The sequence below is a fragment of the Streptomyces sp. NBC_01669 genome (genome assembly GCF_026339735.1).
GTDB classification, from domain to species: Bacteria; Actinomycetota; Actinomycetes; order Streptomycetales; family Streptomycetaceae; genus Streptomyces; species Streptomyces yanii.
Genome location: NZ_JAPEQG010000001.1, coordinates 6,557,776 through 6,584,339, shown reverse-complemented (window position 1 = coordinate 6,584,339; position 26,564 = coordinate 6,557,776). Strand labels below are relative to the sequence as shown.

The following is a 26,564-nucleotide window of genomic DNA, read 5'->3' as shown; positions in this document are numbered from 1 at the left end:
TGCCCGTTACCGCCTTCGCGACTTAGCTGAAGGAGTCACCGCAGGCGCAGGAGCCCGTGGCGTTCGGGTTGTCGATCGTGAAGCCCTGCTTCTCGATGGTGTCGACGAAGTCGATGGAGGCGCCACCCAGGTACGGAGCGCTCATCCGGTCGGTGACGACCTTGACGCCGTCGAAGTCCTTCACGACATCGCCGTCGAGCGAACGCTCGTCGAAGAAGAGCTGATAGCGCAGGCCCGAGCAGCCGCCGGGCTGGACGGCGACGCGCAGCGCCAGGTCGTCACGGCCTTCCTGCTCCAGCAGGCCCTTGACCTTGGCTGCGGCGGCGTCGGACAGGAGGATGCCGTCGCTCACGGTGGTGGTCTCGTCCGATACGGACATCTGCTTCTCTCCCGGGTTGTACGGACTGCTTGCCGACGTTGCAACCGTCGGGACCGCGGATTCATTCCGGGCCGAGCGCTTGCCTGTTCCTTTCATGCTCGCACACCCCTCGGGGAAGAGGTGCCGGGCGGGACAAGGACGCCTCTCGCGACCCCGGAACAGCCTCCGGTCACCTCCAGAGGGAATTCGTCACATAGACGCTATCGGCATCGTCAAAGTGACGTGAACCGGATATGATAGATAACGTCAATTAGACGAAAAGGCTTATCTGCAGAGAAGAAAGGGTGCGTGACGTGACCACGGCCCACCCCGTCCAGGACCTCGATGTCCAGCCGACACCCCTCGCCCTGCTGCTGCTCGGCCGCGAGGCCGACCCGAAGAGTGAGCGCGGCGTCGAGTGCCCCGGCGATCTGCCCTCCCCGTCCGACCCGGACCTGGTGGAGCGCGCCCGCGCGGCCAAGGAGAAGCTCGGGGACAAGGTCTTCGTTCTCGGCCACCACTACCAGCGCGACGAGGTCATCCAGTTCGCGGACGTCACCGGCGACTCGTTCAAGCTCGCCCGTGACGCGGCCGCCCGGCCGGAAGCCGAGTACATCGTCTTCTGCGGCGTGCACTTCATGGCGGAGTCCGCGGACATCCTGACCACCGACGACCAGAAGGTCGTGCTGCCGGACCTGGCCGCCGGCTGCTCGATGGCCGACATGGCCACCGCCGAGCAGGTCGCCGAGTGCTGGGACGTACTGACCGAGGCCGGGGTCGCCGAGCAGGTCGTACCCGTCTCGTACATGAACTCCTCCGCCGACATCAAGGCCTTCACCGGCAGGCACGGCGGCACGATCTGCACCTCGTCCAATGCGAAGCGCGCCCTGGAGTGGGCCTTCGAACAGGGCGAGAAGGTCCTCTTCCTCCCCGACCAGCACCTGGGACGGAACACCGCGGTCCGCGACATGGGGATGACACTGGAGGACTGCGTCCTCTACAACCCGCACAAACCGAACGGCGGCCTCACCGCCGAGGAGCTGCGGAACGCGAAGATGATCCTGTGGCGCGGGCACTGCTCGGTGCACGGGCGCTTCTCGGTGGACTCCGTCAACGATGTGCGCGAGCGCATCCCGGGCGTCAATGTGCTGGTGCACCCCGAGTGCAAGCACGAGGTCGTGGCCGCGGCGGACTACGTCGGCTCGACGGAGTACATCATCAAGGCCCTGGAGGCGGCCCCGGCCGGCTCGAAGTGGGCGATCGGCACCGAGCTGAACCTGGTGCGCCGCCTGGCCAACCGGTTCGCCGCGGAGGACAAAGAGATCGTCTTCCTCGACAAGACGGTCTGCTTCTGCTCGACGATGAACCGGATCGACCTGCCGCACCTGGTGTGGACGCTGGAGTCGCTGGCCGAGGGGAACCTGGTCAACCGGATCGAGGTCGACCCCGAGACGGAGAAGTACGCGAAGCTGGCGCTGGAGCGGATGCTGGCGCTCCCGTAGGCGCTACGGGTCTCTCCGGGCCTCCGCCCCCCGCCTGGGGCCTCGGTCGCCCGTATGGACCCGGAAGGCCGGCACACGAAGGCCCCGGCACCGTTCGCGGTGCCGGGGCCTTCGTGCGTGCCGGATGTCAGGCCTTCGCAGGCTCCGGCTCCTCGGAGGTGGTCTCCTCCAGCGGGGCCGAGCCCGGAACGCCCGCCTTCTTCGCGCGCTTGATGGCCTTCTTCGTCGCGCGGCGCTCCTTGCGGAGCTCCACCATCGCGTAGAGCGTCGGCACCAGCAGCAGCGTCAGCAGCGTCGACGTGACCAGGCCGCCGATCACCACGACCGCGAGGGGCTGCGAGATGAAGCCGCCCTCGCCGGTGACGCCGAGCGCCATCGGGAGCAGGGCGAAGATCGTCGCGAGTGCCGTCATCAGGATCGGGCGGAGGCGGTGGCGGCCGCCCTCGATGACTGCTTCGACGACGCCCAGGCCCTGCGTCCGGTACTGGTTGATCAGGTCGATCAGCACGATCGCGTTGGTCACCACGATGCCGATCAGCATCAGCATGCCAATCATCGCCGGGACGCCCATCGGGGTGCCGGTGACGACGAGGAGGCCGATGGCGCCGGTCGCCGCGAACGGGATGGAGACCAGCAGGATCAGCGGCTGGACCAGGGACCGGAAGGTCGCGACCAGCAGCATGAAGACGATCGCGATGGCCGCGAGCATGGCCAGGCCGAGCTTCATGAACGCGTCGTTCTGGTCCTGGGAGACCCCGCCGATGGTGGCGGTGGCGCCGTCCGGCAGGTCCAGGGCGTTGATCTTCGACTGGAGCGAGGCGCTCACCGCGCCGGTGTTGTCACCGGTGGGCTTGGCAGTGATCGTGGCGGCGCGCTGGCCGTCGATCCTCGTCATCGAGACCGGTCCGGGGACCAGCTTCACATCGGCGATGCGGCCGAGCTCGACCGGGCCGAGGGGAAGCTTCTTCAGCTCCTCCATCGTGGTGGCCGGGTGGGCGGACTTGATGACGACATCGCGCTCGGTGTCGTCCATGATCGCCTTGCCGGCCTGGGTGCCGCGCACCGCTCCGGCGACGGCCGCCCCGAGGGTGGCCTGGTTGAATCCGGCGGCCGCGGCCTTGGAGTTGGCCTTGACCGAGATGCGCGGAATGCTCTGCGCCAGGTCGCTCTGGACGTCGGTGACGTCCTTGAGTTCGGCGACCTCCGCCCGTACCTCTTCGGAGGCCTTCTTCAGAGTCGCGGCGTCCGCGGACTTGACCACGACGCTGAGGTCCTGGCTGCCGAAACCATCGCCGGCGGCGATGGTGGTGTCACCGATGCCGTCGAGCTTGCCGAGGCTCTCGTCGATGCGCTTCTGGGTGGCGTCGAAGTCGGCCGAGTCCTTCAGGGTGACCTGGTAGGAGGCCTGGTTGGCGCCCGTACCGCCGCCGAAGGCCGCCATGAAGCCGGAGGAGCCGACGGTGACCTGGTAGTCCTTGACGCCCTTGTCCTCGTCGAGGAGCTTTTCGACCTTCTTGGCCGCCTCGTCGGCGGCCGCCAGGCTGGTGCCGGGGGCCAGCTCCTGCTTGATGGAGAGGACTTCCTGCTCGCCCGGGTCGAAAAAGTTGGTCTTGAGCAGCGGTGCCATGCCGAAGGTGCCGAAAAGCACGGCGACGGCGATGACGATGCTGGTGATGCGGCGCCGGGTCGCGAAGCGCAGCACCGGGACGTACAGCCGCTGGAGCCTGCTGCGGGCTTCCTTCTCCTCGGCCTTGCGGCGGGCCTCGTCCGGGTTCTCCGTGCTGCCCTTGGGGGCGCGCAGGAACCAGTACGACAGGACGGGGACCACGGTCAGCGAGACCAGCAGGGAGGCGAGCAGGGCCGCGGTGACGGTCAGGGAGAACGAGCCGAACAGCTCGCCGACCATGCCGCCGACCAGACCGATCGGGAGGAAGACCGCGACCGTGGTGAGGGTCGAGGACGTGACCGCGCCGGCCACTTCCTTGACCGCTGTGATGATCGCGGACTGCCGCTCCTCGCCGTAGCCGAGGTGGCGCTTGATGTTCTCCAGGACCACGATCGAGTCGTCGACGACGCGGCCGATCGCGATGGTCAGCGCGCCGAGCGTGAGCATGTTGAGCGACAGGTCGCGGGTCCAGAGCACGATCAGTGCGAGAACCACGGAGAGCGGGATGGAGACCGCCGTGACCAGCGTCGAGCGGAGCGACGCGAGGAAGACCAGGATGACGATGACCGCGAAGAGCAGGCCGAGCGCGCCCTCGGTGGTCAGACCGGAGATCGCCTTGGAGACGGCGGGACCCTGGTCGGAGACGACGGTCAGTTCGGCGCCGGCGCCGAGGTCCTTGCGGAGGTCCGGGAGCTTGTCCTTGACGGCGTCCGAGATGGCGACGGCGCTGCCGTCCTTGTCCATCGTGGCCATCACGGCGAGGCTCGGCTTGCCGTTGGTACGGGTGATGGAGACCGCGGTGGACGGCTCCTGCTTCACCGTGGCGATGTCACCGATACGGACCGGCTTGCCGGGCTTGCCGGTGGCCGGGTCCTGACCGGCGACCTGCAGGTCCTCGATCTGCTGCAGGGAGGTGAAGGCCCCGCCGACCTGGACGGTGCGGCTCTTGCCCTGTTCCGAGAACGATCCGGCCGGGACCGTGGCGCCGCCCGCCTGGAGGGCCTGGGCAAGGGATCCGGCGTTCAGACCGGCGGCCGCGAGCTCCTTGTCGTCGGGGGTGATGGAGACCTGGAGGTCCTGGACGCCGTCGACGGTGACCTGGCCGACACCGTCGATGTCCTCCAGAGCGGGGACCACGGTGCGGTCCAGCTGGTCGGCGAGCGCCTGCTGGTCCTTGTCGGAGGTGACGGCGAGGACGACGGTCGGGATGTCGTCCGTCGAGCCGGCGATGACCTGCGGGTCGACGTCGTCGGGCAGCTGGATGCGGGCGCGGTTGACCGCCTGCTGGATGTCGGCGACGAGCTGCTTGGTGCCCTCGTCACCGAAGTCGAAGGACGCCATGATGACGGCGTTGCCCTCGCTGGCGGTCGAGGTGACGCCGGTGACGCCGTCGACGGCCTTGATGGAGTTCTCGAGCGGTTCGACGACCTGCTTCTCGACCACATCGGGGGACGCACCCTGGTAGGGGGCGAGCACCGAGACCATCGGGAGTTCGATGGTGGGCAGCAACTGCTGCTTGAGCTGCGGGATCGCGATCGCTCCGAAGACGAGCGCGACGATCGAGATCAGCCCGATCAGGGCCCTTTGCGCGAGGCTGAATCTGGACAGCCAGGACATGGGTGGGTCTCTCTTCTGTGGCGTACGCGGCAGGTGGGCGGGTGACTCGGGGACAGACCCGGCCCAGCTACACCATCGCTCATCCACAGGGGTGGAAGCGTCGACCCCAGGGTCACTTTCTTACGTGGCGCGTACCGCAGGTGGAGTACGCCGCTTCTCCACCCTTCACTCCACCCGTGGGCGCACCAGGCCCGATTCATATGCAAAAACCACCAATTGAGCCCTGTCGCGGGCGCCCAGTTTCGCCATGGCCCGGTTCACATGGGTCTTGACGGTGAGTGGGCTGACGACGAGACGCTCGGCGATCTCGTCGTTGGAGTGCCCGCCTCCGACGAGGACCAGCACCTCTCGTTCGCGACCGGTGAGTGCGTCGAGCCGTTCGGAGTACTCCGCAGCGCTCGGCCCCTCATCGCCCGAACTGCCGCCCTGCGCAAGGAAGGTGGCGATCAGCCCCTTGGTGGCGGCCGGCGAGAGGAGCGCCTCGCCACCCGCGGCGACACGGATGGCGTTGAGCAGTTCGTCCGGTTCGGCGCCCTTGCCGAGGAAGCCTGAGGCACCGGCCCTCAGCGACTGCACCACATACTCGTCGACCTCGAAAGTGGTGAGCATGACGACCCGTACGTCCGCCAACTCCGGGTCGGCGCTGATCATCCGGGTCGCGGCCAGTCCGTCCGTACCGGGCATCCGGATGTCCATCAGCACCACATCGGCGCGCGTCGAACGGGTCAGTGCCACGGCCTCCGCTCCGTCGGCCGCCTCGCCGACGACCTGCATGTCGGGCTCCGAGTCGACCAGCACCCGGAACGCGCTGCGCAGCAGCGCCTGGTCGTCGACGAGCAGGACCCTGATGGGTGGTGGTGTCATGCGCCTTCCCCCGTCCGGCCCGCCATACCCGGCGTCCCCGGCTCTCCCGTGCGGGCCTTGAGCGGCAGGATCGCATGAACCCTGAATCCGCCGCCGTAGCGGGGCCCGGCCGTGAGGGTGCCCCCCAGGGCGGTGACGCGCTCGCGCATACCGAGCAGACCGTGGCCGCCGCCGTCGGCTCCGGCACCCGCACCCTCGGGGCTGCCCGTGCCGTTGTCGAGGACCGTGACCTCGGCCGTCCCCCCGACCCGTACGACACTGACCTCGGCCTTCGCCCCGGGGCCTGCGTGCTTGCGCACATTGGTCAGCGCTTCCTGGATCACCCGGTACGCGGCCAGATCGACGGCCGCGGGCAGCGGGGGCCTGCGGTCGACGCAGGCCACCTGGACCGGGAGCCCGGCGCGCCGGACCGTCTCCACGAGTTCGTCGAGGACCGCGAGACCGGGTGCCGGTTCGGTCGGCGCCTCCGGATCGCCGGACTGGCGCAGCAGCCCGACCGTGGCGCGGAGTTCGCCCAGTGCGGAGCGGCTGGCCTCCCGGACATGGGCGAGCGCCTCCTTTGCCTGGTCGGGGCGCTTGTCCATGACGTGGGCGGCGACCCCGGCCTGCACATTGACCAGGGCGATGTGGTGGGCGACGACGTCGTGGAGATCACGGGCGATCCGCAGCCGTTCCTCGGCGACCCGCCGCCGGGCCTCCTCCTCGCGGGTGCGTTCGGCCCGTTCGGCGCGTTCCCTGATCGCGTCGACGAACGCCCGCCGGGAGCGGACGGCATCCCCGGCGGCGCCGGCCATGCCGGTCCAGGCGAAGACCCCGAGGTTCTCCTGGCTGTACCAGGGAGACGCGCCGAAGACCATCGCGGACGCCGCCAGCACGGCCATGGTCAGCAGGCCGACCCGCCAGGTGGTGGGCCGGTCGGTGGATGCGGCGACCGTGTAGAGCGCGATGACCGCACTCATGACCACCGGGGCGGGCGGGTCCACCAGCACGAACTCGACAATGGACAGCCCACCGGTGGCGGCCAGCACCGCCATCGGGTTGCGCCGCCGCAGGGCGAGCACGGCAGCGGCGAGCACCATCAGGACCACGCTGCCCACCTCGGGCGTGCGGGTGCCGAAGCTGGGCCCGTTCGGCGCGTTCGGGTCGGTGAACGATCCGACGATCATCGCGACGAGTACGGCCACGGCGAGCGCGCCGTCGAACGCGAGGGGATGGTCGCGCAGCCAGCGCCGGACGCGTAGGAACCCGGTTCCGATGGTGGTCACGTCAAGCTACGGTACGGCGTGTCGCGCACGGATACGGTCCACCCGTGGCAGGGACCGTACGCAGAGCGTGGCAATCCGGGCAGAACTGTGCCCCGTGACCGGCGGACCGGACACGGGGCACAGTGCGTGTGTGCGGGTGCTGGAGCGACCGGCGTCAGCCGGGGATCAGACCGTCGTCCCGGAGCATCTCGCGCACCTCTTCGAGGGTGGCGTCGGGCGACGGCAGGATCAGTTCGGACGGCTCCAGGGAGTCGTCCGGCAAAGGCGTGCCGAGCTCGCGCACCGTGGCGAGGAGCGCCTGGAGCGTGGCGCGGAAGCCCGGGCCGTCACCGCTCTCCATCTCGGCGAGCAGTTCGTTGTCGAGCCTGTTGAGCTCGGCGAGATGGCTGTCGGCCAGGGCGACCTGGCCCTCCCCCATGATCCGAACGATCATGACGTCCGCCTTACTTACTGCTTGTCGAACCTGTGCGGGGACTGCGAGGACTGCTGCTGGGCGGCGTCCTGCGGGCCGCCCTCGATGGCCTGCTGCGGGGCGGAGCCGCCGGCCAGTTCGGCCTTCATCCGCTGCAGCTCCAGCTCCACATCCGTACCACCGGAGATCCGGTCCAGTTCGGCGGCGATGTCGTCCTTCGCCGTCCCGGTCGGGTCGTCCAGAGCGCCGGAGGCGAGCAGCTCGTCGATCGCACCGGCGCGCGCCTGCAGCTGCTGGGTCTTGTCCTCGGCCCGCTGGATCGCCAGGCCGACGTCGCCCATCTCCTCGGAGATCCCGGAGAACGCCTCGCCGATCCGGGTCTGCGCCTGGGCGGCGGTGTAGGTGGCCTTGATGGTCTCCTTCTTCGTACGGAAGGCGTCGACCTTGGCCTGCAGCCGCTGGGCCGCGAGAGTGAGCTTCTCCTCCTCACCCTGCAGCGTCGCGTGCTGCGTCTCCAGGTCGGTGACCTGCTGCTGGAGTGCGGCGCGCCGGGACAGCGCCTCGCGGGCCAGGTCCTCGCGGCCGAGCGCGAGCGCCTTGCGGCCCTGGTCCTCCAGCTTGGACGTCTGGCCCTGCAGCTGGTTCAGCTGCAGCTCCAGGCGCTTGCGCGAGGTCGCCACATCGGCGACGCCGCGGCGCACCTTCTGAAGCAGTTCCAGCTGCTTCTGGTACGAGTAATCGAGGGTCTCGCGCGGATCCTCGGCCCGGTCAAGGGCCTTGTTTGCCTTCGCGCGGAAGATCATCCCCATACGCTTCATGACACCGCTCATGGGCTTCGCGCGCCCCCTTCTGACGGACTGGGCTCCAGCACTCCAACAGAACCCACAGTACGGGCCCTGTCTCTATTACCGCACTGTTCGAGCACGGATGTGCTCCTCCCCAAGGACGACTGCCCCCGGTTACCGCTCCGGCCCAGGGAGTAGGCGGCCCTCGGGGAAACCGGTGGCAACGTCCGATCTGCCCCTCTCGGGACACCTGGGAGGACGCAGGCCGTTGCCGGATCGTTCCCGACCGGGCTGGGGTCGTCGCGGCCGACCCCGTACCCTTGGGTTTTGTGTTCCGTAGCCGTTCGAAGGATGAGAAGGCCCCCGCCACCAAGGTGACGGCGGACCTCTCCACGCAGCCCCGCGACCCGCAGGCCCCCAAAGGTCGCCCCACCCCCAAGCGCAGCGATGCCCAGTCGCAGCGCCGTCGTGCCTCCAGTGGCGCGCCGCTCGACCGCAAGGAGGCCATGAAACGCCAGCGCGAAGCGCGCCGGGTTGACTTGGCCAAGCAGCGCGAGGCGCTCGCCAGTGGCGACGAGCGCTACCTGCCGGCCCGTGACAAGGGTCCGGTGCGGCGCTTCGTCCGCGACTTCGTGGACTCGCGCTTCTGCATCGCGGAGTTCTTCCTGCCGCTCGCGGTGATCATCCTGGTCCTCAGCGTGATCCAGGTGCGGAACATCCAGAACATCTCGCTGCTGCTCTGGCTCGGTGTGATCGTGCTGATCGTCATCGACTCGATCGGTCTCACGTTCCGGCTGAAGAAGCAGCTGAACGCCCGCTTCCCCGATACGCCGAAGCGCGGCGCGGTCGCCTACGGCCTGATGCGTACGCTTCAGATGCGTCGGCTCCGTCTGCCGAAGCCGCAGGTCAAGCGCGGAGAGCGGCCCTGAGTACGGAGCTTTCCGACTCGGTCGGCGGTCCATCCGCAGGCCTGCCGGGCGGTGCCGCCTTCAGGGACTACGGGTTCAGCGGGGCCTCTTCGGCGTGGCTCAGAGGGCTCGGCGGGCTGCGCAACACCGTCCGCCAGGAGCTCGTCGCCCGGCAGCTCGACGAGCAGATAGCCGCGCGCTTCCCGGTCGGTCAGCGGCTGCGGATTCTCGATGTCGGCATGGGACAGGGCACGCAGGCGCTGCGGCTGGCCCGGGCCGGCCACACGGTGACCGGTCTGGAGTCCGACGCCGAGATGCTGAGGGTCGCCCGCGAGGCGCTCGGGGACGAGCCCGCGGGCATCCGGGAGCGGGTCCGGCTGATCGAGGGCGACGGCCAGGACACGGGCGTGCACTTCCTGCCGGGCAGCTTCGACGTGGTGCTCTGCCACGGCGTACTCATGTACGTCCGGGAGCCGGACGCGCTGCTGGCCGGACTGGCCCGGATGCTGGCGCCCGGCGGGCTGCTCTCGCTGCTCGTACGGAACGGCGACGCGCTGGCGATGCGGCCGGGCGCCGCCGGGGACTGGGACACGGCACTGGCCGCGTTCGACACGGATACGTACACCAACCGGCTGGGCCTGACGGTCCGCGCCGACCGGCTGGACGCCCTCACGGCCACGCTCGCCGGGATCGCGGCGCCCTTGCACGCCTGGTACGGGGTGCGGATCTTCACGGACCAGGTGAGCAATGACGTGGAGCTGCCGGCCGCCGCGGAACTCGACCGGGTGCTCGCCGCGGAGGACCGGGCCGGACGGACGGATCCGTACCGCCGGGTTGCCGCGCTGCTGCATCTGTGCGGGGTGCGCGGCTAGCGGGCGTCCGGACGAGGGCGGGACAGTTCACGGCGCCCGGTGCGGCGCATCGCAGGGCGCCGGAGCATCCAGGTAGCGAGCTGTTCCGACATATCGGCAGCGCCGCGAGAGGCCGTGCCGGCCGATGCGGCCCCGGCCGTGATCCGCCGGAAATCCCCGGGGATGGTTGAGGGGTGGGCTTCACCCGATCGGCCGAACCCAGCAGGCCGCCAATGGGGTTAAAAGTAATGATTCAGACATGGATGCTTCCCACTCGCGCGGCCGTTTGTACCGGCTGCTGCTGCCTCTGACCGCAGGTGTCTGTGCCATAGCCCTGGTGTCCGGCTGCTCGGACTCGGACTCGGCCAGCGCCGATGCCACGAAGTCGGCCTCGCCGCATGCGACTTCCCGGGCCGCAGGTGACCTGCAGGCCGAATACCAGACCGTCATCAAAAACGTGCTGCCCTCCGTGGTACAGATCCAAGCCGCCAACAGTCTCGGATCCGGCATCGTCTACGACGACAAGGGCCATATCGTCACCAATGCCCATGTGGTCGGCCAGGAGAAGACGTTCAAGGTCACCGTCGTCACCGGCGAGAAGGTGCTGGGCGCCTCGCTGGTCGCCACCTATCCGGAGCAGGACCTGGCCGTCATCAAGCTCGACAACGTACCGAGCGGGCTGAAGGCGGCGAAGTTCGGCAACTCGGATAAGGTCGAGGTCGGTCAGATAGTGCTGGCGATGGGTTCGCCGCTCGGACTGTCCAGCAGCGTCACCCAGGGCATCGTGTCGGCGGTCGGCCGGACCGTCAGCGAGAGCCGGGAGGACGGTGGCACCGGGGCGACCATAGCGAACATGGTGCAGACCTCGGCCGCGATCAACCCGGGCAACAGCGGCGGTGCGCTGGTGAACCTGGACAGCGAGGTGATCGGCATTCCGACGCTGGCGGCGACGGATCCGCAGATGAACGGCGCGGCACCGGGCATCGGGTTCGCGATCCCCGTCTCGATGGTGAAGACGGTGGCCGACCAGATCATCAAGAGCGGCAAGGTCACCGACTCGGGCCGAGCGGCGCTGAACATCACCGGCCGCACAGTCGTCGACGACAACTACCAGCCGTTCGGAGTCGCGCTGGTCACCGTCACGCCGGGCGGAGGCGCGGACAAGGCCGGACTGCGGGTCGGCGACATCGTCACGAAGATCGACGACACACGGATCACGACGATGACGGAGCTGGCCGAGACGCTGGCCGGCAATAAGCCGGGCCAGAAGGTCAAGGTGACATATCTGCGCAACGGTGTGGAGAATACCGCGGTCGTCACTCTGGGCGAGATCTGACCGCTGCCATGCAAGGCCCCGGATGCCGAGGAACGGCGCCCGGGGCCTTCGTGCGCCCGTATCGGCGGTCAGCCCTGGTCGGCCTGGAGACTCATCGGGCCATAGATCTTCGTCGCGTCCTCGAAGAGGGTCACCTGGTCCGCCCCGCCGTCCAGAAGTTCCTTCCAGAACTCACCGATCCATGACTCCGCATCGCCCTGGGTCGTGAATTCCTCCGGCTGCAGGGCCGGCTCCGTCTCCGTACCGTCGGACTTCTCGAACCGCCACGTCCACGCCATGTCCGCCTCCTGGGTCGCGTTGCTGCCCGCAGCCTAGTGCCTGGGGCCTGTCGGACCGAGATCCATGGGGTTGGTCGCGCAGTCGGTGCGGGGACGCGGGAGGATCGGAGCGTGGAACTGACACTGCTCGGCACCGGAGCCCCCGACGGGCTGCCGCGCCCCGAATGTCCGTGCGCCGCCTGCGCCACCGCCCGCGGGGTGTGGGCGCGCGCCGCGACCGCACTGCTGGTCGACGGCGCGGTGCTGCTCGATCTCACTCCGGGGGCCGCGTTCGCCGCCGCACGTGCGGGTCATTCACTGACCGGCGTACGGCAGGTGCTGCTCAGCCATCCGCACGACGGGCCCGCCGTGGAGCTGCCGGCCGGGCTGCCTCCGGCCGGACGGGTGCCGGACGGGCAGGTGCTGACGCTGATCAGCGGGCACCGGATCCGGGCGGTGCCGATGGACTCGCCGGGGACCGGGTACGAGGTGACGTCCCCGGAGGGTGCGCGGCTGCTGTACATGCCGCCGGGGGCGGCCCCCGCCGGTCTCACGGACCGGGTGGCGGAGCCGTACGACATGGTGGTCGGTGATGTGACCGAACGCCCGGACGCAATGGCCAGGCTGCGGGCCGTCGAAGCGATCGGGCCGGCCACCGAGGTCATCGCCGTTCATCTGGACCATGACGCGCCCACCGGCCCCGAGCTGGACCGGCGGCTCGCGGCGGCCGGCGCCCGGACCGTGCCGGACGGGACGACACTGGTGGTCGGCGAGTACCACGTCGTAGCGGATGTCCCGCGGCGGACGCTGGTGACGGGCGGTGCGCGGTCCGGGAAGTCGGTGGAGGCCGAGCGGCGGCTGGAGACCTTCCCCGAGGTGGTGTATGTGGCGACCGGCGGCGGCCGCGAAGGCGACGCGGAGTGGATGGCCCGGGTCGGGCTGCACCGGGAGCGCAGACCGGCGGCCTGGCGCACCGAGGAGACCTGTGACCTGGTGGACCTGCTGGAGTCGGACGGGCCGCCGCTGCTGATCGACTGCCTGTCGCTGTGGCTGACGGACGCGATGGACCGGGTGAACGCCTGGGACGACGCGGCGTGGGCGGACGGCGGCGAGAGTGCGCTGCGGGAACGGGTCACCGAACTGGTCGGCGCGGTGCGCGGAACGCGGCGTACGGTCGTCGCCGTGACCAATGAGGTCGGCTCGGGCGTGGTGCCCGCGACCGCCGCAGGTCGGCGGTTCCGGGACGAGCTGGGGCGGCTCAACGCCGCGTTCGCCGACGAGTGCGAGCACGTGCTGCTGGTGGTGGCCGGTCAGGCGCTGACGCTACGCGGCTGACCCGCATCGCCACAGGAACAGCAGCTGGAAGGGAGCGGACATGGCGCGAGTGAGGCCGATGCTGGAAGGCGTTCCGGAGACCCTGCTCTGGACGCTCTACAACCGGGCGTACGAGGCGGGGCAGCTCTATCCCGTCATCGACGATCCGATGGCGCTGCACCTCATGGCGGACCTCGACTACCCCTTCGAGGAGCGCTTCGGGCGGCCGAACGCCTTCCACTCGCAGGCGCAGGCGCTGCGCTCACGCTGCTTCGACCTGACGGTGCAGGGCTATTTGCGCGGACATCCGGAGGCCACCGTCGTCGCGCTCGGCGACGGGCTGGAAACCGGCTTCTGGCGGGTCGACAACGGGCGGCTCACCTGGCTGAGTGTGGAGTTGCCCCAGGTGGCAGCGTTGCGCCGAATGCTGCTGCCCTCCTCGGACCGGCTGCGGACGCTCTCCCGGTCGGCGACCGATCTCTCCTGGCTGGACGAGATCGAGGACCCTGCGGGCCGGGGCGTGATCGTCACGACGCAGGGGCTGCTGATGTATCTGCAGCCTTGGGCGGTACGGAAGATCCTGGCGACCTGCGCCGAACGGCTGCCGGGCGGGGTGCTCGTCCTGGACTCGATGGCGCGCCGGCCGGCGAAGGGGACGGTGGCCGGGAAGTCGAAGATCGGCTCCATGACCGTCCCGCCGATGCACTGGGCGATGAACCCGGGCGAGCGGAAGAAGCTGCGCAGTGCGCATCCGAACATCACCGAGGTGCGCGCGCTGGGGCTGCCGCGGGGACGGGGCGCGATGGGAGAACTGATCCGGCTCCAGCATCTGACGCCGGGGCTGCGGACACTGACCCCCGCGATGACGCTGCTGCGCTTCGGCACCTGAGGGGCCGGCCGCCGCACTGATGAGGCGTCAGAATCGTGGCAGGTACTGTTCCGCAATGAGCCCGCCGCCGGGCTCACCGGCCCACACCACGTAACGACCCGCGAGGCAGACCCCCGTGAATCTGGACGACTTCTCCGACCTGATCGAACGCCCCGACGGCGGGGTACGGCGCGACGCCGAGGAACGCCGGGAGCGGCAGATCGTGCCCCCGGGCGCCCTCGGCCGGCTCGACGAGCTGGGCGAGTGGCTCTCGGCCGCCCAGCAGGCCGTGCCGGTCAAGCCGATCCTGCAGCCGCGCGTGGTGCTCTTCGCCGGTGATCACGGGGTGGCCGAGCTCGGTGTCTCCGGCCGCGCGGCCGGGACCGCGCACGAGCTGGTCCGGGCCACGCTGGAGGGCGCGACGCCGCTGGCCGTGCTGGCCCGCCAGTTCTCCGTACCGGTGCGGATCGTCGACGCCGGCCTGGACTGCGAGCCGGAGCTGCTGCCCGAGTCGGTCGTACGTCACCGGGTGCGGCGCGGCAGCGGCCGGATCGACATCGAGGACGCGCTGACGGCCGAGGAGGCCGAGCAGGCGGTACGTCTGGGCATCGCGATCGCCGACGAGGAGGCCGACTCGGGCACCGATCTGGTGGCGCTCGGCGATCTGAGCGTCGGTGGCACCACGGCGGCGGCCACCCTGATCGCGGCCCTGTGCGGCACGGACGCCTCGGTGGTCACCGGGCGCGGCGGCGCGGGTATCGACGATCTCGCCTGGATGCGCAAGTGCGCGGCGATCCGGGACTCGCTGCGGCGGGCCCGGCCGGTCCTCGGTGACCAGCTGGAGCTGCTGGCCACGGTCGGCGGCGCGGACCTGGCGGCGACGACGGGGTTCCTGTTGCAGTGCGCGGTGCGCAGGCTGCCGGTGATTCTGGACGGCGTGGTCTCGTCGGCGTGCGCGCTGGTCGCTCAGCGGGCCGCCTTCCGGGCGCCGGACTGGTGGCTGGCCGGCCAGGTGAGCGGCGAGCCGGCACAGACGAAGGCGCTTGACCGGATGGCGCTCAGCCCGCTACTGGACCACGGCGTCATCGTGGGCGAGGGGAGCGGGGCGCTGCTGGCGCTTCCGCTCGTGCAGGCCGCCGCCGCGCTGGCGGCGGAGCTGCCCGAGCGGGTACCGGCCGACGAGGACGACGCCTCGAAGACCGACACGGACGACGACTGACGGACCCTGCCGCGCTGCGGCCGCCGACCGCCGGACACCGGCCGCAGCAGGCCTCCCCATGGGGCGCGATGCACCATATGATCGCTTTTCATGGGAGAGGTCCGATTGGTCAGCCAGGACGCCCGGCGGAGCACCGTCCGCTCACGACGCAGTGCGGCATTCACCATCTGGTATCTGCGCATCGTGTCGTTCATCAATTTCCTGAGCGCCGTCTGGGTCACGCTCGGGCAGGACCTGCGTCGACACAACACCGAGAACTACTTCACGCCCTATCTCCTCACCGCGGGCTTCTCCTCCGGAGTGGTCGCCCTCTTCCTCGCGATCACCATGCGACGGCGCAAGCGCGCCGCCTGGATCGTCAACATGGTGCTGAGCGGCCTCCTGCTCCTGCTCTTCGCCTTCGTGATCGTCTTTCCCGAGATCCGACGGTACCCACAGAACTGGATCTCGCTTGCGCTGACAGCCGCGTTCGTCGTGGCGCTGGTCCTGGGCCGGCGGGAGTTCTACGCGAAGGGCGACCGGTCCAACGCGAAGCTGGCGGCCGTGGTCGCCGTCGGCGGGCTGCTGGTCACCTCGCTGATCGCCACCCTGCTGGTCACCGTCACGAACAAGGCGCACGACGAGTACCGGTCGACCTTCCTCGACCGCTGGCGCTACGGCGCGCTGCGGCTGATCTCGGTAACAACCGACGAAGCCCGCTTCCCCGGCATCACCGTGCCCGGCTGGGTCAATGTCGTCATCAACATCCTCTCCACCCTGCTGCTGATCGCCGTCGTGTACGTGGCGTTCCGCTCCCGCCGGGCCGTCGACCCGATCACCCCGCAGGACGAGGACCGGCTCCGCGCCCTCCTGGAAAAGCACGGCGAACGCGACTCGCTCGGCTACTTCGCGCTGCGCCGGGAGAAGAGCGTCATCTGGTCGCCGACCGGGAAGGCGGCCGTCACCTACCGGGTGGTCGGCGGCGTCTCGCTCGCCTCCGGTGATCCGATCGGCGACCCGGAGGCCTGGCCCGGCGCGATCGAACCATGGCTGGCCGAGGCCCGCGAGCACGGTTGGATCCCGGCGGTGATGGGGGTGAGCGAGGAGGGCGGCACGGTCTACGCCCGGCACGGGCTCGACGCGCTGGAACTCGGCGACGAGGCAATCGTGGAGACCGCCGAATTCACCCTCGAAGGGCGGGCGATGCGGACCGTCCGCCAGGCGTACAACCGGGTCAGGCGTGCCGGGTACGAGGTGACCATCCGGCGCCACTGCGACATCCCCGACGAGGAGATGGCCGAACTGCTGCGGCGCGCCGACGACTGGCGCGACGGGGAGACCGAGCGCGGCTTCTCGATGGCGCTGGGGCGGCTCGGCGATCCGGCGGACGGCCGGTGCGTGATGCTCGAATGCCGTGACCCCACGGAGAAGGGGCAGGGCGAAGGAGCGGGCGGCCCCGGCGAATTGCGAGCCGTACTGAGCTTCGTGCCCTGGGGTCCGAACGGTCTCTCGCTGGACCTGATGCGCCGTGACCGGGACGCCGAGAACGGTCTGATGGAGTTCATGGTCATCGAACTCCTCCAGCGCGCCGAAAAGATCGGGATCACGCAGGTGTCGCTCAACTTCGCGATGTTCCGGTCGGTCTTCGAGAGGGGATCGCGGCTGGGCGCGGGACCGGTGCTGAGGCTGTGGCGCTCGCTGCTCAGCTTCTTCTCGCGCTGGTGGCAGATCGAGTCGCTCTACCGCGCCAACGCCAAGTACCGACCGATCTGGGAGCCGCGTTTCATGCTCTTCGAGAAGAGCTCCGACCTGCTGCGCATCGGCATCGCCGCGGGCCGCGCCGAAGGGTTCCTGGAGGCGCCCGGGCTGCCCAAGTGGCTGCACCGCTCGCACCTGGGAACCCGTAGATGAGACCGGTGGCCGCGCTGCGCACGGTCGCCCGACGCGAGTGGGTACCGCTGCTCTCGACCGTACGCGGGGCGCTCGCCCGCTCCCGGCTGCGGGCGGTCCCCATGACGCCGGCCGCGGTCTGTCTGACGGCGCTGCTCCAGGCGGTGCAGAACCAGCCGTGGGGCTTCCGTCCGGTGCAGGTCCTCGGCTCGGTGCGGGCCGAGGACCCGCTGTGGACCGCTCTGCTGCGTACCCCGCTGTCGCTGTTCGTGCCCGCGCTCGATCTGCCGGTGTGGGGTGCGCTGGCGCAGGTGCTCGTGGTGTTCGGGGTCGCCGAGATCTGTCTCGGGCGCCAGCGCACGCTGCTCATCGCGTACGTCGCCACGCTGGCCGGGACACTGTACGCACGGACCGGCGTCGCGGTCGGCCCCGATGGGCTGTTCGGGCTGCCGGCATCCGACGCGCAGGTCGTCGACACGGGACCGTCGGCGGCAGTCGTGGGGCTCGCGATCTATGTGTGCCACGCCTACCGGGCGTGGTTCACCGGGGCGGTGGTCATCGCGGCGATGGTCATCGAGGTACTTCTCAGGAACAACCTGGCGGGCAAGGAGCATCTGGCGGCGATCGCCGCGGTGCTGATCCTGTGCGGCCTCACCGCCCGGTACGACCGGCGTCGGCAACCGCCCGTCCGCCGTGGTCAGGACTTGGGCGTGGGAACGCGGGCCCGGTCCGGCGCTCCGCCGATGAGGTCCTGAAACCTGCGGCGCGGCCCCGCCCAGCGCCGGTCGTGGTGGTACGCGCGCAGCACCGCCCTGGAACGGGCGCGGTGCCGGTTGCGGTAGAACCTCTTCGCCCACATAGACGTCGGCCGGGCCAGCCGGATCGCCCCGAACAGGGCGACGAACGGCACCAGGGTGCCGATCACCGCCATCCGTGCCTTGCCCTTGAACAGGGCGATCAGCACGAAGCAGAAGTTGATCAACAGGGTCAGGACGATGCCGAGCCGGCCCTGCTGCTGATCGCTGGTCAGTTCGTTCACCCCGAGCGGTGAGAAGCCGCCGAGGAGGAGCAGGACGAGCGCGGCGGTGAGGACGACGACCTCGACGCTCTGGCGGCCCTGTTCGGACCAGTACACGTCGTCGAGATGGAGGATCAGGGCGAACTCGTCCAGCACCAGCCCCGCGCCCGCCCCGAAGATCACCGCGCAGACGCCCGCCGCCACGCCGTACCGTCCGCTGGAGACCGCGCCGAAGCCGCCGATCACCGTCAGCACCACACCGGGCACCACATGGTGGACGTGCACCCCGCCGGGCGTGATGTTGCGGAACGGCCCCTTCCCGGCCCTGATCATCCGGGTGATGAGACGGGTGATGGCGAAGGTCAGCACAAAGGCGGCCAGGGCGAGAAGCAGGGGCAGCTTCCCCGGCTCGACAAAGTTCTGATCGAACCAGTGACCCATGCCACTCACTCCCATTGATCCGCTTGTGCGGTGCTTTACAGCGTTTCGGCCAATCTAGCGGTGCGGCCCAGGGATTAGCCTGCGCGCCGTGACCTCCCTGAACAGCCACGGCATACGTTTCGCCTTCGGCACCCTGACCGTGCTCCCCGTCCGCGTCACCCGCTGGGACCGCGAGGCCACCCGTGCCGGGATGCTGAGCGCCCCGCTCGCCGGTCTGGTGGTGGGGCTGCTCGCGGCGGCCTCCGGCGGACTGCTGCTGCTCGGGTCGGGGCCGCTGCTCGCGGCGGTCGCCTCCACCGCGGTGCCCGCGGTCCTCACACGGGGGCTGCACCTCGACGGACTCGCCGACACGGCGGACGGGCTCGGCAGCGGCAAGTCCGCGGCGGACGCGTTGCGCATCATGAAGCAGTCGGACATTGGGCCATTCGGTGTCATCACCCTGCTGTTCGTCCTTCTGGCCCAGGTCGCGGTCCTCCAGGAGCTGTACGGGGAGGGCTGGGCGCACGGCGCGGTGGCGGCGGCCGTCGCGGGGGTCACCGCCCGCCTCGCGCTCACACTGGCGTCCCGTCAGGGCGTGCCTCCGGCCCGGCCGGAGGGGCTGGGGGCGGCGGTGGCGGGAACGGTGCCGATGGGGGCGGCGGCGGCCGTGACGGTCGCGGTGGTGGCCGCGGGGTCGGGGGCGGGGGCGCTGTTCGGCGGGTACGGGGCGCTGCACCACGGCCTTGCCGTAGTGGCCGGGCTGATGGGTGCACAGCTGCTGCTGCGGCACTGTGTGCGGCGGTTCGGCGGCGTGACCGGGGATGTGTTCGGTGCGCTCGCGGAGACGGCGGCGACGGCGGCGCTGGTGGTGTTGGCCCTGGGGTAGGCGGACGGGGGTGCGGGGCTGCCCGGTTTCCGTCTTCTCCTCACTCCGCGGACGGGCTCGCCACACAGCTCCGGCGCCAGGTGCCCAGGTCGTACTTCTTGCGGAGCGAACTCAGACGCAGCCGCGTCGACTCCGGGCAGAACCGTGCCACCGGCACCTCGTACTCCACATGGAACACCGCCTTGTCCGCCTCGATGAACGGGGTGAGGTCGGCGCACTCGTCGTACTGGGCGCACTGTTCGTTGACCGCGAAGTCGAAGTCCGGTTCCAGCTGCGGGATCTGGTCCAGGTCGTTCTTCAGCCCGACCGCGAGTCCGTGCCGGTGGGCGATGCGGGCGATGAGGCGGTTGTAGCGCAGCTGATCGGCGCCGGTCAGGGAAAAGCCCGTGCGGTTGCGGTAGCCGTCCATGTTGTCGGGCTCGACCGCGTCGAAGCCCTTCTTCGCGCACATCTCGATGCGGGACTCCATCAGCGGCCCGAGCAGATCCGTGCGGCGGATGTCGAGCCAGCGCTCCCCCGGCCAGCCGTTGCCCTTCCCGAGGATCGAGGCGGGGAACTTCCCGGCATCCGGGCGGAAGTCCTCCCAGGCGCCCGTGGACACGTAACAGATGACCTTGCGGCCACGGCGGTGCAGATCGGCGACCGCCTGCGCATCGTGCTCGAAGCCGTCGATGTCGTACACCGGAACGTCCACGGTGGGGTCGAGACGGCCGGAGAGCTGCCACTGCCAGTCGGTGCCCGGCTTCGGCTGCCAGCGCCCGGCAGAGGCGGTTCGAGGAGCCGAGGTGCAGCCTGCCAGCACCGCCGACAGGATCAGTACGGTGATGGGCGCCGCCGACTTCGGTCTCGTCCTGCGTGCAGCCCGATGGGCGCGCATCGCTCTCCCCCACTCGCTCCGGCACCTCCGACCGACCCTACTTCCCGGGCCGGTTGCGCCCCCGCGGCCCCCGACGCGGACCGGCCGGGGGCCGGAGGCGTACCGCCGGAACGGACCGTAGACGGCCCGCCGCCGTGATACCGCAGCAAAGGCGCGCGTAGGCTCATTCCCGGCACATTGCGGCGGCGTCTACGATGCGCCGGGCACGGTCGGCCCACCCCTCGACCGACAACGAACTCAACGGAAGCGAGATTTCACCACCGTGACTGCTCTCACTCTCAGCACTGCCGGTGCGGCGACGCTGCGCGCCGACGCACTCGTCGTCGGCGTCGCCAAGGGAGCCAAGGGCCCGGTCGTCGCACCGGGCGCCGAGGCCGTGGACAAGGCGTTCGGCGGAAAGCTCGCCACCGTCCTGGAGACCCTGGGCACCTCCGGTGCCGAGGGCGAAGTGACCAAGCTCCACGCGCCGGACGGTCTCAAGGTCCCGGTCATCATCGCGGTCGGACTCGGTCCGGTCCCGGAGAAGGACGCGGCATTCGACGGCGAGGCACTGCGCCGCGCCGCCGGTTCCGCCGCGCGTGCGCTGACCGGTTCGAAGAAGGCCGGCTTCGCGCTGCCGATCACGTCTGTCGAGGACGCCGAGGCCGTCGCCGAGGGCGCACTGCTCGGCGCGTACGCCTTCACCGCGTACCAGGGCGGCGAGAACAAGCTCGCGCCGAAGGACAAGAAGAACGGCAACGGCGCCAAGCTGCCGCTCGCCGAGGTCGCCCTGCTCGGCGGCAAGCCGCGCGACAAGGCGTTCAAGGCGGCCGCAGAGCGTGCCACCGCGCTCGTCGAGGAGATCAACCGCGCCCGCGACCTGATCAACACCCCGCCGAACGACCTGTACCCCGAGTCCTTCGCCGCCGTGGCCACGGCCGCCGGCAAGGAGCACGGCATCAAGGTGCAGGTCCTCGACGAGAAGGCGCTCGTCAAGGGCGGCTTCGGCGGTCTGCTGGGCGTCGGCCAGGGCTCGACCCACGGCCCCCGCCTGGTGAAGCTCGCCTACACGCACCCGAAGGCGGAGAAGACCCTGGCCCTGGTCGGCAAGGGCATCACCTACGACTCGGGCGGCATCTCGCTGAAGCCGGCCGGTCACAACGAGACGATGAAGTGCGACATGAGCGGCGCCGCCGCCGTGTTCGCGACCGTCGTCGCGGCCGCCCGTCTCGGCCTCCAGGTCAACGTCACCGGCTGGCTGGCGCTCGCCGAGAACATGCCGTCCGGCAGCGCCACCCGCCCGGGTGACGTGCTGCGCATGTACAGCGGCAAGACCGTCGAGGTGCTGAACACGGACGCCGAGGGCCGGCTCGTCCTCGCCGACGCGCTGACCCGCGCCTGTGAGGAGAACCCGGACGCGATCGTCGACGTGGCGACCCTGACCGGAGCGATGGTCCTGGCGCTGGGCCACCGCACCTTCGGCATCATGGCGAACGACGACGCCTTCCGTACGTCCATCCACGAGATCGCCGGGGAGGTCGGCGAGGCCTCCTGGCCGATGCCGCTCCCCGCCGACCTGCGCAAGGGCATGGACTCCCCGACCGCCGACATCGCCAACATGGGTGAGCGGATGGGCGGCGGCCTGGTGGCCGGTCTGTTCCTTCAGGAGTTCGTGGGCGAGGGCATCGCCTGGGCGCACCTGGACATCGCGGGTCCGGCCTTCCACGAGGGCGCGCCGTACGGCTACACGCCGAAGGGCGGCACCGGTTCCGCGGTCCGCACGCTGGTGAAGCTGGCGGAGCGCACCGCTGCCGGGGACCTCGGCTGAGGATGCTCCGTGCGTACGGCCCCGGGCATACGTCCGGGGCCGTACGTGTTCACTCGTCGGCATCGCCGCACGATGCGCGCAGGTTTCGCTCTCAACGAAATCCGCACACCCACCCGTCTCCCACCACCACCCTTTCGACCGCGGCGCTTCTCGCCGCTCCTACCAATCTCTACGCAGCAGTAACCATCCGGAACGGATGATCATCCGTCTCGGACCCGGGCCCCGCGTCCCGCCCACCGTCAACAAGTGCGAAGATGGGTTCTCGGCAGGACAGGGCCCCCACCACAGGGCCGAATAACAAAAGCGGCCGAACACCAGCCGACCGGCCGGTCATCCCCCAGCGACGGGGCCCGGCGTACGGCGCACATGCATGGAGGACGTGACGTGGCGAACGACGCCAGCACCGTTTTCGACCTAGTGATCCTCGGCGGTGGTAGCGGCGGTTACGCCGCGGCCCTGCGCGGAGCGCAGCTGGGCCTGGACGTCGCTCTGATCGAGAAGGGCAAGGTCGGCGGCACCTGCCTGCACAACGGCTGCATCCCCACGAAGGCGCTGCTGCACGCCGGCGAGATCGCCGACCAGGCACGCGAGGCCGACCAGTTCGGCGTCAAGGCCACCTTCGAGGGCATCGACATCGAGGCCGTCCACAAGTACAAGGACGACGTGATCTCGGGCCTGTACAAGGGCCTGCAGGGTCTCATCGCTTCCCGCAAGGTGCACTACGTCGAGGGTGAGGGACGGCTCTCCTCCCCCACCTCGGTGGATGTGAACGGCCAGCGCATCCAGGGCCGCCACGTGCTCCTGGCGACCGGCTCCGTGCCGAAGTCGCTGCCGGGCCTGGAGATCGACGGCAACCGGATCATCTCCTCGGACCACGCGCTGAAGCTGGACCGCGTCCCGAAGTCCGCGATCGTCCTGGGCGGCGGCGTCATCGGCGTCGAGTTCGCCTCGGCGTGGACGTCCTTCGGCACCGACGTCACGATCATCGAGGGTCTGAAGCACCTCGTTCCGGTCGAGGACGAGAACAGCTCGAAGCTTCTTGAGCGCGCTTTCCGCAAGCGCGGCATCAAGTTCAACCTCGGTACGTTCTTCCAGAGCGCCGAGTACACGCAGGACGGTGTCCGCGTGACCCTCGCCGACGGCAAGACGTTCGAGGCGGAGGTGCTGCTGGTCGCGATCGGCCGCGGCCCGGTCTCGCAGGGTCTGGGTTACGAGGAGGCCGGCGTCGCGATGGACCGCGGCTACGTCCTCGTCGACGAGTACATGCAGACCAACGTTCCGACCATCTCGGCCGTGGGCGACCTGGCCCCGACGCTGCAGCTCGCGCACGTCGGCTTCGCCGAGGGCATCCTGGTGGCGGAGCGGCTGGCCGGTCTGAAGACCGTCCCGATCGACTACGACGGTGTCCCCCGGGTGACGTACTGCCACCCCGAGGTCGCTTCCGTGGGCATCACCGAGGCCAAGGCCAAGGAGCTCTACGGCGCGGACAAGGTCGTCGCTCTGAAGTACAACCTTGCGGGCAACGGCAAGAGCAAGATCCTCAAGACCGCGGGCGAGATCAAGCTCGTCCAGGTCAAGGACGGTGCCGTGGTCGGCGTCCACATGGTCGGTGACCGTATGGGCGAGCAGGTCGGCGAAGCCCAGCTGATCTACAACTGGGAGGCGCTGCCGGCCGAGGTCGCGCAGCTCATCCACGCCCACCCGACGCAGAGCGAAGCGCTCGGCGAGGCCCACCTGGCCCTGGCCGGCAAGCCCCTCCACTCCCACGACTGATCCAGTCCCGGGCGCGACGACCGACCTACTTCCGCACTTTCGTAAGGAGCAACTGAAACCATGTCGGTTTCCGTAACCCTTCCGGCGCTCGGCGAGAGCGTCACCGAGGGCACTGTCACCCGCTGGCTGAAGGCCGAGGGCGAGCGCGTCGAGGCCGACGAGCCGCTGCTCGAGGTCTCGACCGACAAGGTCGACACCGAGATCCCGGCGCCCGCCGCCGGCATCCTCGCGTCCATCAAGGTCGCCGAGGACGAGACCGTCGAGGTCGGCGCCGAGCTGGCCGTCATCGACGACGGCCGGGGTGCAGCCGTCCCGGCCGCGGCTCCGGCCGCCGAGCCCGCGGCCGCTCCGGTTGCCGCTCCGGCGCCGGTCGCGGAGGCCCCCGCCGCCCCCGTGGCCGCGGCTCCGGCTGCTGCCCCGGCCGGTGGCGCCGCCGGTACGGACGTCACCCTCCCGGCGCTCGGCGAGAGCGTCACCGAGGGCACCGTCACCCGCTGGCTGAAGGAGGTCGGCGAGGCGGTCACGGAGGACGAACCGCTGCTCGAGGTCTCCACGGACAAGGTCGACACCGAGATCCCCGCCCCGGTCTCCGGTGTGCTGCTGGAGATCGTGGTCGCCGAGGACGAGACCGCCGAGGTCGGCGCGAAGCTCGCCGTCATCGGTGCCGCGGGTGCCGCCCCGGCGGCTGCCCCGGCTCCGGCCGCTCCGGCCCCCGTGGCCGCTCCGGCCCCCGTGGCCGCCCCGGCCCCCGTGGCCGCCCCGGCCCCCGTGGCCGCCCCGGCCCCCGTGGCCGCCCCGGCTCCGGCGGCGCCCGCCGCCCCGGCCCCGGCTCCGGTCGCTGCTCCGGCTCCGGTCACCCCGGTGGCTCCGGCTGCGGCCGCCGACGAAGGCGCGTACGTCACGCCGCTGGTCCGTAAGCTCGCCTCCGAGAGCGGTGTCGACCTCGGTGCGGTCAAGGGCACCGGCGTCGGTGGCCGTATCCGCAAGCAGGACGTCGTCGCCGCCGCGGAGGCCGCCAAGGCCGCCGCTGCCGCTCCGGCCCCCGTCGCGGCTGCCCCGGCAGCCGCGAAGGCGCCGAAGCTGGAGGCGTCCCCGCTGCGCGGTCAGACGGTCAAGATGACCCGCATGCGCAAGGTCATCGGCGACAACATGATGAAGGCGCTGCACTCGCAGGCCCAGCTGACCTCGGTCGTCGAGGTCGACATCACGAAGCTGATGAAGCTGCGCAACCAGGCGAAGGCCGCCTTTGCCGCCCGCGAGGGCGTCAAGCTGTCCCCGATGCCGTTCTTCGTGAAGGCTGCGGCCCAGGCGCTGAAGGCCCACCCGGTCATCAACGCCCGGATCAACGAGGACGAGGGCACCATCACGTACTTCGACTCGGAGAACATCGGCATCGCCGTGGACGCCGAGAAGGGTCTGATGACGCCGGTCATCAAGGGTGCGGGCGACCTGAACATCGCGGGTATCTCGAAGAAGACCGCCGAGCTGGCCGGCAAGGCCCGCGGCGGCGGCCTGACGCCGGACGACATGTCCGGTGCCACCTTCACCATCAGCAACACCGGCTCGCGCGGTGCGCTGTTCGACACCGTGATCGTGCCGCCGAACCAGGCCGCCATCCTGGGCATCGGTGCCACCGTCAAGCGTCCGGCGGTCATCGAGACCGCCGAGGGCACCGTCATCGGTGTCCGCGACATGACGTACCTCTCGCTCTCCTACGACCACCGTCTGGTGGACGGTGCGGACGCCGCCCGCTACCTGACTGCGGTCAAGGCGATCCTGGAGGCCGGCGAGTTCGAGGTCGAGCTCGGCCTCTGAGCACCACGGTTGTAACCAGCCTCACCAGCGGCGCCCCCGTCCGGACCCCTTCCGGGCGGGGGCGCCGCCGTATTGTCTAGACACCACCGGTTGTCTCGCCCGCACCGGTCGGATCGGCAGCACCGGTTTCCCCGAAGGAGCCCTCATGACCCCGCCCGTCGTCCACTCGCTGCGCGAACAGATCCGCGAGCACATCGTGGACGGGATCGTCAGCGGGCGCTGGAAGCCGGGCGAGCGGATCGTGGAGCGCCGGATCGCCACGGAACTGGAGGTCAGCCAGACGCCCGTACGCGAGGCGCTGCGGGAGCTGGAGACCCTCCGGCTGATCGAGTCGGCGCCCAACAAGGGTGTACGGGTCCGGAATCTGACCGCCGCCGACCTGGAGGAGTCCTACCCAGTACGGGCCGGTCTGGAGCAGATCGCGGCGGAGCTGGCGGCTCCGGTGCTCGGCGAGGACTGCTCGCGGCTGTCGCCGCATGTGGCGGCGCTGTACGAGGCCGACCGGCTGGCCGACGGCGAGGCGCAGGTGCGGCACACGGTGGCGTTCCACCGGGAGTTGGTGCGGGCCGCGGGGAACGCCGTACTGCTGCACACCTGGGAGGGGCTGGGCATCGAGGTGTTCACGGCGCTCTCGATCCGGTGGCTGGGGACGGTGCAGAAGTCGTACGCGGAGGAGCACGAGGCGCTCATCGACGCGTTCCTGCGCAAGGACCCGGACATCGGCCTGCTGGTGAAGGCGCATGTCCTGGGGTGCGCGCCGCGCGCCTGAGAGCCAGGTAAGCAGATGCGTGGTCGGGCGCTCAAGCGTGCAGCCGGGCGCCCGGTTTCATCCCATTTCCGACGTCACTCCGTGCCGCGAAACAGGGCACCGGATGCC

The 26,564-nt window shown here is 70.2% G+C and carries 23 protein-coding genes; 14 read left to right on the top strand and 9 right to left on the bottom strand.

Going from position 1 to position 26,564, the window contains the following annotated elements; all coding sequences use genetic code 11:
- Positions 1-22: 22 nt before the first annotated feature.
- Complete coding sequence (locus tag OG972_RS29455; protein ID WP_030933606.1) at positions 23-379, bottom strand: iron-sulfur cluster assembly accessory protein; 357 nt, start codon at positions 377-379, stop codon at positions 23-25.
- A gap of 284 nt (positions 380-663) precedes the next feature.
- Between OG972_RS29455 and nadA the strand changes: the two genes are divergently transcribed.
- Positions 664-1,860: a quinolinate synthase NadA gene (gene nadA, locus OG972_RS29450; protein WP_266986513.1), complete on the top strand. Its 1,197-nt coding sequence runs from the start codon at positions 664-666 to the stop codon at positions 1,858-1,860.
- A gap of 127 nt (positions 1,861-1,987) precedes the next feature.
- Here nadA and OG972_RS29445 read toward each other — a convergent pair whose 3' ends face one another.
- From OG972_RS29445 to OG972_RS29425, 5 genes are all read right to left on the bottom strand, one after another.
- Positions 1,988-5,143, bottom strand: coding sequence for an efflux RND transporter permease subunit (locus OG972_RS29445; RefSeq protein WP_266986511.1), 3,156 nt, complete (start codon positions 5,141-5,143; stop codon positions 1,988-1,990).
- 165 nt (positions 5,144-5,308) lie between these two features.
- On the bottom strand, positions 5,309-6,007 hold the full coding sequence (locus tag OG972_RS29440; protein ID WP_266986509.1) for a response regulator transcription factor: 699 nt from the start codon (positions 6,005-6,007) through the stop codon (positions 5,309-5,311).
- Entirely contained in the window at positions 6,004-7,272 is a 1,269-nt protein-coding gene (locus OG972_RS29435) for a sensor histidine kinase (protein ID WP_266986507.1), read from the bottom strand. The genes OG972_RS29440 and OG972_RS29435 overlap by 4 nt, the downstream gene beginning before the upstream one ends.
- Before the next feature lie 154 nt (positions 7,273-7,426).
- A complete protein-coding gene (locus OG972_RS29430) occupies positions 7,427-7,705 on the bottom strand; it encodes a hypothetical protein (RefSeq protein WP_266986505.1) in 279 nt (92 codons plus the stop codon).
- Positions 7,706-7,719: 14 nt separating this feature from the next.
- Positions 7,720-8,502, bottom strand: a complete 783-nt coding sequence (locus OG972_RS29425; protein ID WP_266986503.1) for a PspA/IM30 family protein — start codon at positions 8,500-8,502, stop codon at positions 7,720-7,722.
- A 296-nt stretch (positions 8,503-8,798) separates the two neighbouring features.
- Between OG972_RS29425 and OG972_RS29420 the strand changes: the two genes are divergently transcribed.
- The 3 genes from OG972_RS29420 to OG972_RS29410 all read left to right on the top strand — a co-directional run bounded on the left by OG972_RS29420 (position 8,799) and on the right by OG972_RS29410 (position 11,564).
- Complete coding sequence (locus OG972_RS29420; protein ID WP_266986501.1) at positions 8,799-9,398, top strand: DUF3043 domain-containing protein; 600 nt, start codon at positions 8,799-8,801, stop codon at positions 9,396-9,398.
- 116 nt (positions 9,399-9,514) lie between these two features.
- The gene (locus OG972_RS29415) at positions 9,515-10,249 is read left to right on the top strand and encodes a bifunctional 2-polyprenyl-6-hydroxyphenol methylase/3-demethylubiquinol 3-O-methyltransferase UbiG (RefSeq protein WP_266990782.1); all 735 of its coding nucleotides are present in this window, start codon (positions 9,515-9,517) and stop codon (positions 10,247-10,249) included.
- Between the two features lie 238 nt (positions 10,250-10,487).
- Complete coding sequence (locus OG972_RS29410) at positions 10,488-11,564, top strand: S1C family serine protease (RefSeq protein WP_266986499.1); 1,077 nt, start codon at positions 10,488-10,490, stop codon at positions 11,562-11,564.
- Positions 11,565-11,632: 68 nt separating this feature from the next.
- Here the strand turns inward: OG972_RS29410 and OG972_RS29405 are convergent, their stop codons facing one another.
- A complete protein-coding gene (locus OG972_RS29405) occupies positions 11,633-11,842 on the bottom strand; it encodes a hypothetical protein (RefSeq protein WP_030933634.1) in 210 nt (69 codons plus the stop codon).
- A gap of 111 nt (positions 11,843-11,953) precedes the next feature.
- Here OG972_RS29405 and OG972_RS29400 point away from each other — a divergent pair, with 111 nt between their 5' ends.
- From OG972_RS29400 to OG972_RS29380, 5 genes are all read left to right on the top strand, one after another.
- Positions 11,954-13,156, top strand: coding sequence for a bifunctional adenosylcobinamide kinase/adenosylcobinamide-phosphate guanylyltransferase (locus OG972_RS29400; RefSeq protein ID WP_266986497.1), 1,203 nt, complete (start codon positions 11,954-11,956; stop codon positions 13,154-13,156).
- A 40-nt stretch (positions 13,157-13,196) separates the two neighbouring features.
- Entirely contained in the window at positions 13,197-14,024 is an 828-nt protein-coding gene (locus OG972_RS29395) for a class I SAM-dependent methyltransferase (protein ID WP_266986495.1), read from the top strand.
- Positions 14,025-14,139: 115 nt separating this feature from the next.
- Positions 14,140-15,222 carry a nicotinate-nucleotide--dimethylbenzimidazole phosphoribosyltransferase gene (cobT, locus tag OG972_RS29390; protein WP_266986493.1) on the top strand — a complete coding sequence of 361 codons (1,083 nt, stop codon included), beginning with the start codon at positions 14,140-14,142 and terminating at the stop codon, positions 15,220-15,222.
- Between the two features lie 90 nt (positions 15,223-15,312).
- On the top strand, positions 15,313-17,112 hold the full coding sequence (locus OG972_RS29385) for a phosphatidylglycerol lysyltransferase domain-containing protein (RefSeq protein WP_266986491.1): 1,800 nt from the start codon (positions 15,313-15,315) through the stop codon (positions 17,110-17,112).
- The gene (locus tag OG972_RS29380; protein ID WP_266986489.1) at positions 17,109-17,846 is read left to right on the top strand and encodes a hypothetical protein; all 738 of its coding nucleotides are present in this window, start codon (positions 17,109-17,111) and stop codon (positions 17,844-17,846) included. The genes OG972_RS29385 and OG972_RS29380 overlap by 4 nt, the downstream gene beginning before the upstream one ends.
- On the opposite strand, the gene OG972_RS29375 is transcribed toward OG972_RS29380, so the two are convergent.
- Positions 17,789-18,550, bottom strand: a complete 762-nt coding sequence (locus OG972_RS29375) for a hypothetical protein (RefSeq protein ID WP_266986487.1) — start codon at positions 18,548-18,550, stop codon at positions 17,789-17,791. The genes OG972_RS29380 and OG972_RS29375 overlap by 58 nt on opposite strands.
- An 88-nt stretch (positions 18,551-18,638) precedes the next feature.
- Here OG972_RS29375 and OG972_RS29370 point away from each other — a divergent pair, with 88 nt between their 5' ends.
- Entirely contained in the window at positions 18,639-19,415 is a 777-nt protein-coding gene (locus OG972_RS29370) for an adenosylcobinamide-GDP ribazoletransferase (RefSeq protein ID WP_266986485.1), read from the top strand.
- 40 nt (positions 19,416-19,455) lie between these two features.
- On the opposite strand, the gene OG972_RS29365 is transcribed toward OG972_RS29370, so the two are convergent.
- On the bottom strand, positions 19,456-20,292 hold the full coding sequence (locus OG972_RS29365; protein WP_266986483.1) for an endo alpha-1,4 polygalactosaminidase: 837 nt from the start codon (positions 20,290-20,292) through the stop codon (positions 19,456-19,458).
- A gap of 262 nt (positions 20,293-20,554) precedes the next feature.
- On the opposite strand from OG972_RS29365, the gene OG972_RS29360 reads away from it, so the two are divergent.
- The 4 genes from OG972_RS29360 to OG972_RS29345 all read left to right on the top strand — a co-directional run bounded on the left by OG972_RS29360 (position 20,555) and on the right by OG972_RS29345 (position 26,456).
- Positions 20,555-22,099, top strand: coding sequence for a leucyl aminopeptidase (locus tag OG972_RS29360; RefSeq protein ID WP_266986481.1), 1,545 nt, complete (start codon positions 20,555-20,557; stop codon positions 22,097-22,099).
- Between the two features lie 384 nt (positions 22,100-22,483).
- Complete coding sequence (lpdA, locus tag OG972_RS29355) at positions 22,484-23,872, top strand: dihydrolipoyl dehydrogenase (RefSeq protein ID WP_266986479.1); 1,389 nt, start codon at positions 22,484-22,486, stop codon at positions 23,870-23,872.
- 60 nt (positions 23,873-23,932) lie between these two features.
- On the top strand, positions 23,933-25,687 hold the full coding sequence (sucB, locus tag OG972_RS29350) for a 2-oxoglutarate dehydrogenase, E2 component, dihydrolipoamide succinyltransferase (RefSeq protein WP_266986477.1): 1,755 nt from the start codon (positions 23,933-23,935) through the stop codon (positions 25,685-25,687).
- A gap of 145 nt (positions 25,688-25,832) precedes the next feature.
- Complete coding sequence (locus tag OG972_RS29345; RefSeq protein ID WP_266986475.1) at positions 25,833-26,456, top strand: GntR family transcriptional regulator; 624 nt, start codon at positions 25,833-25,835, stop codon at positions 26,454-26,456.
- Positions 26,457-26,564 lie beyond the last annotated feature (108 nt).

Excerpts from the sequence above, each read along its gene's own strand:
- OG972_RS29405 (WP_030933634.1), bottom strand. The coding sequence starts at position 11,842 with ATGGCGTGGACGTGGCGGTTCGAGAAGTCCGACGGTACGGAGACGGAG.
- OG972_RS29430 (WP_266986505.1), bottom strand. The coding sequence starts at position 7,705 with ATGATCGTTCGGATCATGGGGGAGGGCCAGGTCGCCCTGGCCGACAGC.
- OG972_RS29345 (WP_266986475.1), top strand. The coding sequence starts at position 25,833 with ATGACCCCGCCCGTCGTCCACTCGCTGCGCGAACAGATCCGCGAGCAC.
- OG972_RS29410 (WP_266986499.1), top strand. The coding sequence starts at position 10,488 with ATGGATGCTTCCCACTCGCGCGGCCGTTTGTACCGGCTGCTGCTGCCT.
- OG972_RS29375 (WP_266986487.1), bottom strand. The coding sequence starts at position 18,550 with ATGGGTCACTGGTTCGATCAGAACTTTGTCGAGCCGGGGAAGCTGCCC.
- sucB (WP_266986477.1), top strand. The coding sequence starts at position 23,933 with ATGTCGGTTTCCGTAACCCTTCCGGCGCTCGGCGAGAGCGTCACCGAG.
- OG972_RS29365 (WP_266986483.1), bottom strand. The coding sequence starts at position 20,292 with ATGCGCGCCCATCGGGCTGCACGCAGGACGAGACCGAAGTCGGCGGCG.
- OG972_RS29380 (WP_266986489.1), top strand. The coding sequence starts at position 17,109 with ATGAGACCGGTGGCCGCGCTGCGCACGGTCGCCCGACGCGAGTGGGTA.
- OG972_RS29455 (WP_030933606.1), bottom strand. The coding sequence starts at position 379 with ATGTCCGTATCGGACGAGACCACCACCGTGAGCGACGGCATCCTCCTG.
- OG972_RS29395 (WP_266986495.1), top strand. The coding sequence starts at position 13,197 with ATGGCGCGAGTGAGGCCGATGCTGGAAGGCGTTCCGGAGACCCTGCTC.
- OG972_RS29385 (WP_266986491.1), top strand. The coding sequence starts at position 15,313 with ATGGGAGAGGTCCGATTGGTCAGCCAGGACGCCCGGCGGAGCACCGTC.
- OG972_RS29440 (WP_266986509.1), bottom strand. The coding sequence starts at position 6,007 with ATGACACCACCACCCATCAGGGTCCTGCTCGTCGACGACCAGGCGCTG.
- OG972_RS29425 (WP_266986503.1), bottom strand. The coding sequence starts at position 8,502 with ATGAAGCGTATGGGGATGATCTTCCGCGCGAAGGCAAACAAGGCCCTT.
- OG972_RS29445 (WP_266986511.1), bottom strand. The coding sequence starts at position 5,143 with ATGTCCTGGCTGTCCAGATTCAGCCTCGCGCAAAGGGCCCTGATCGGG.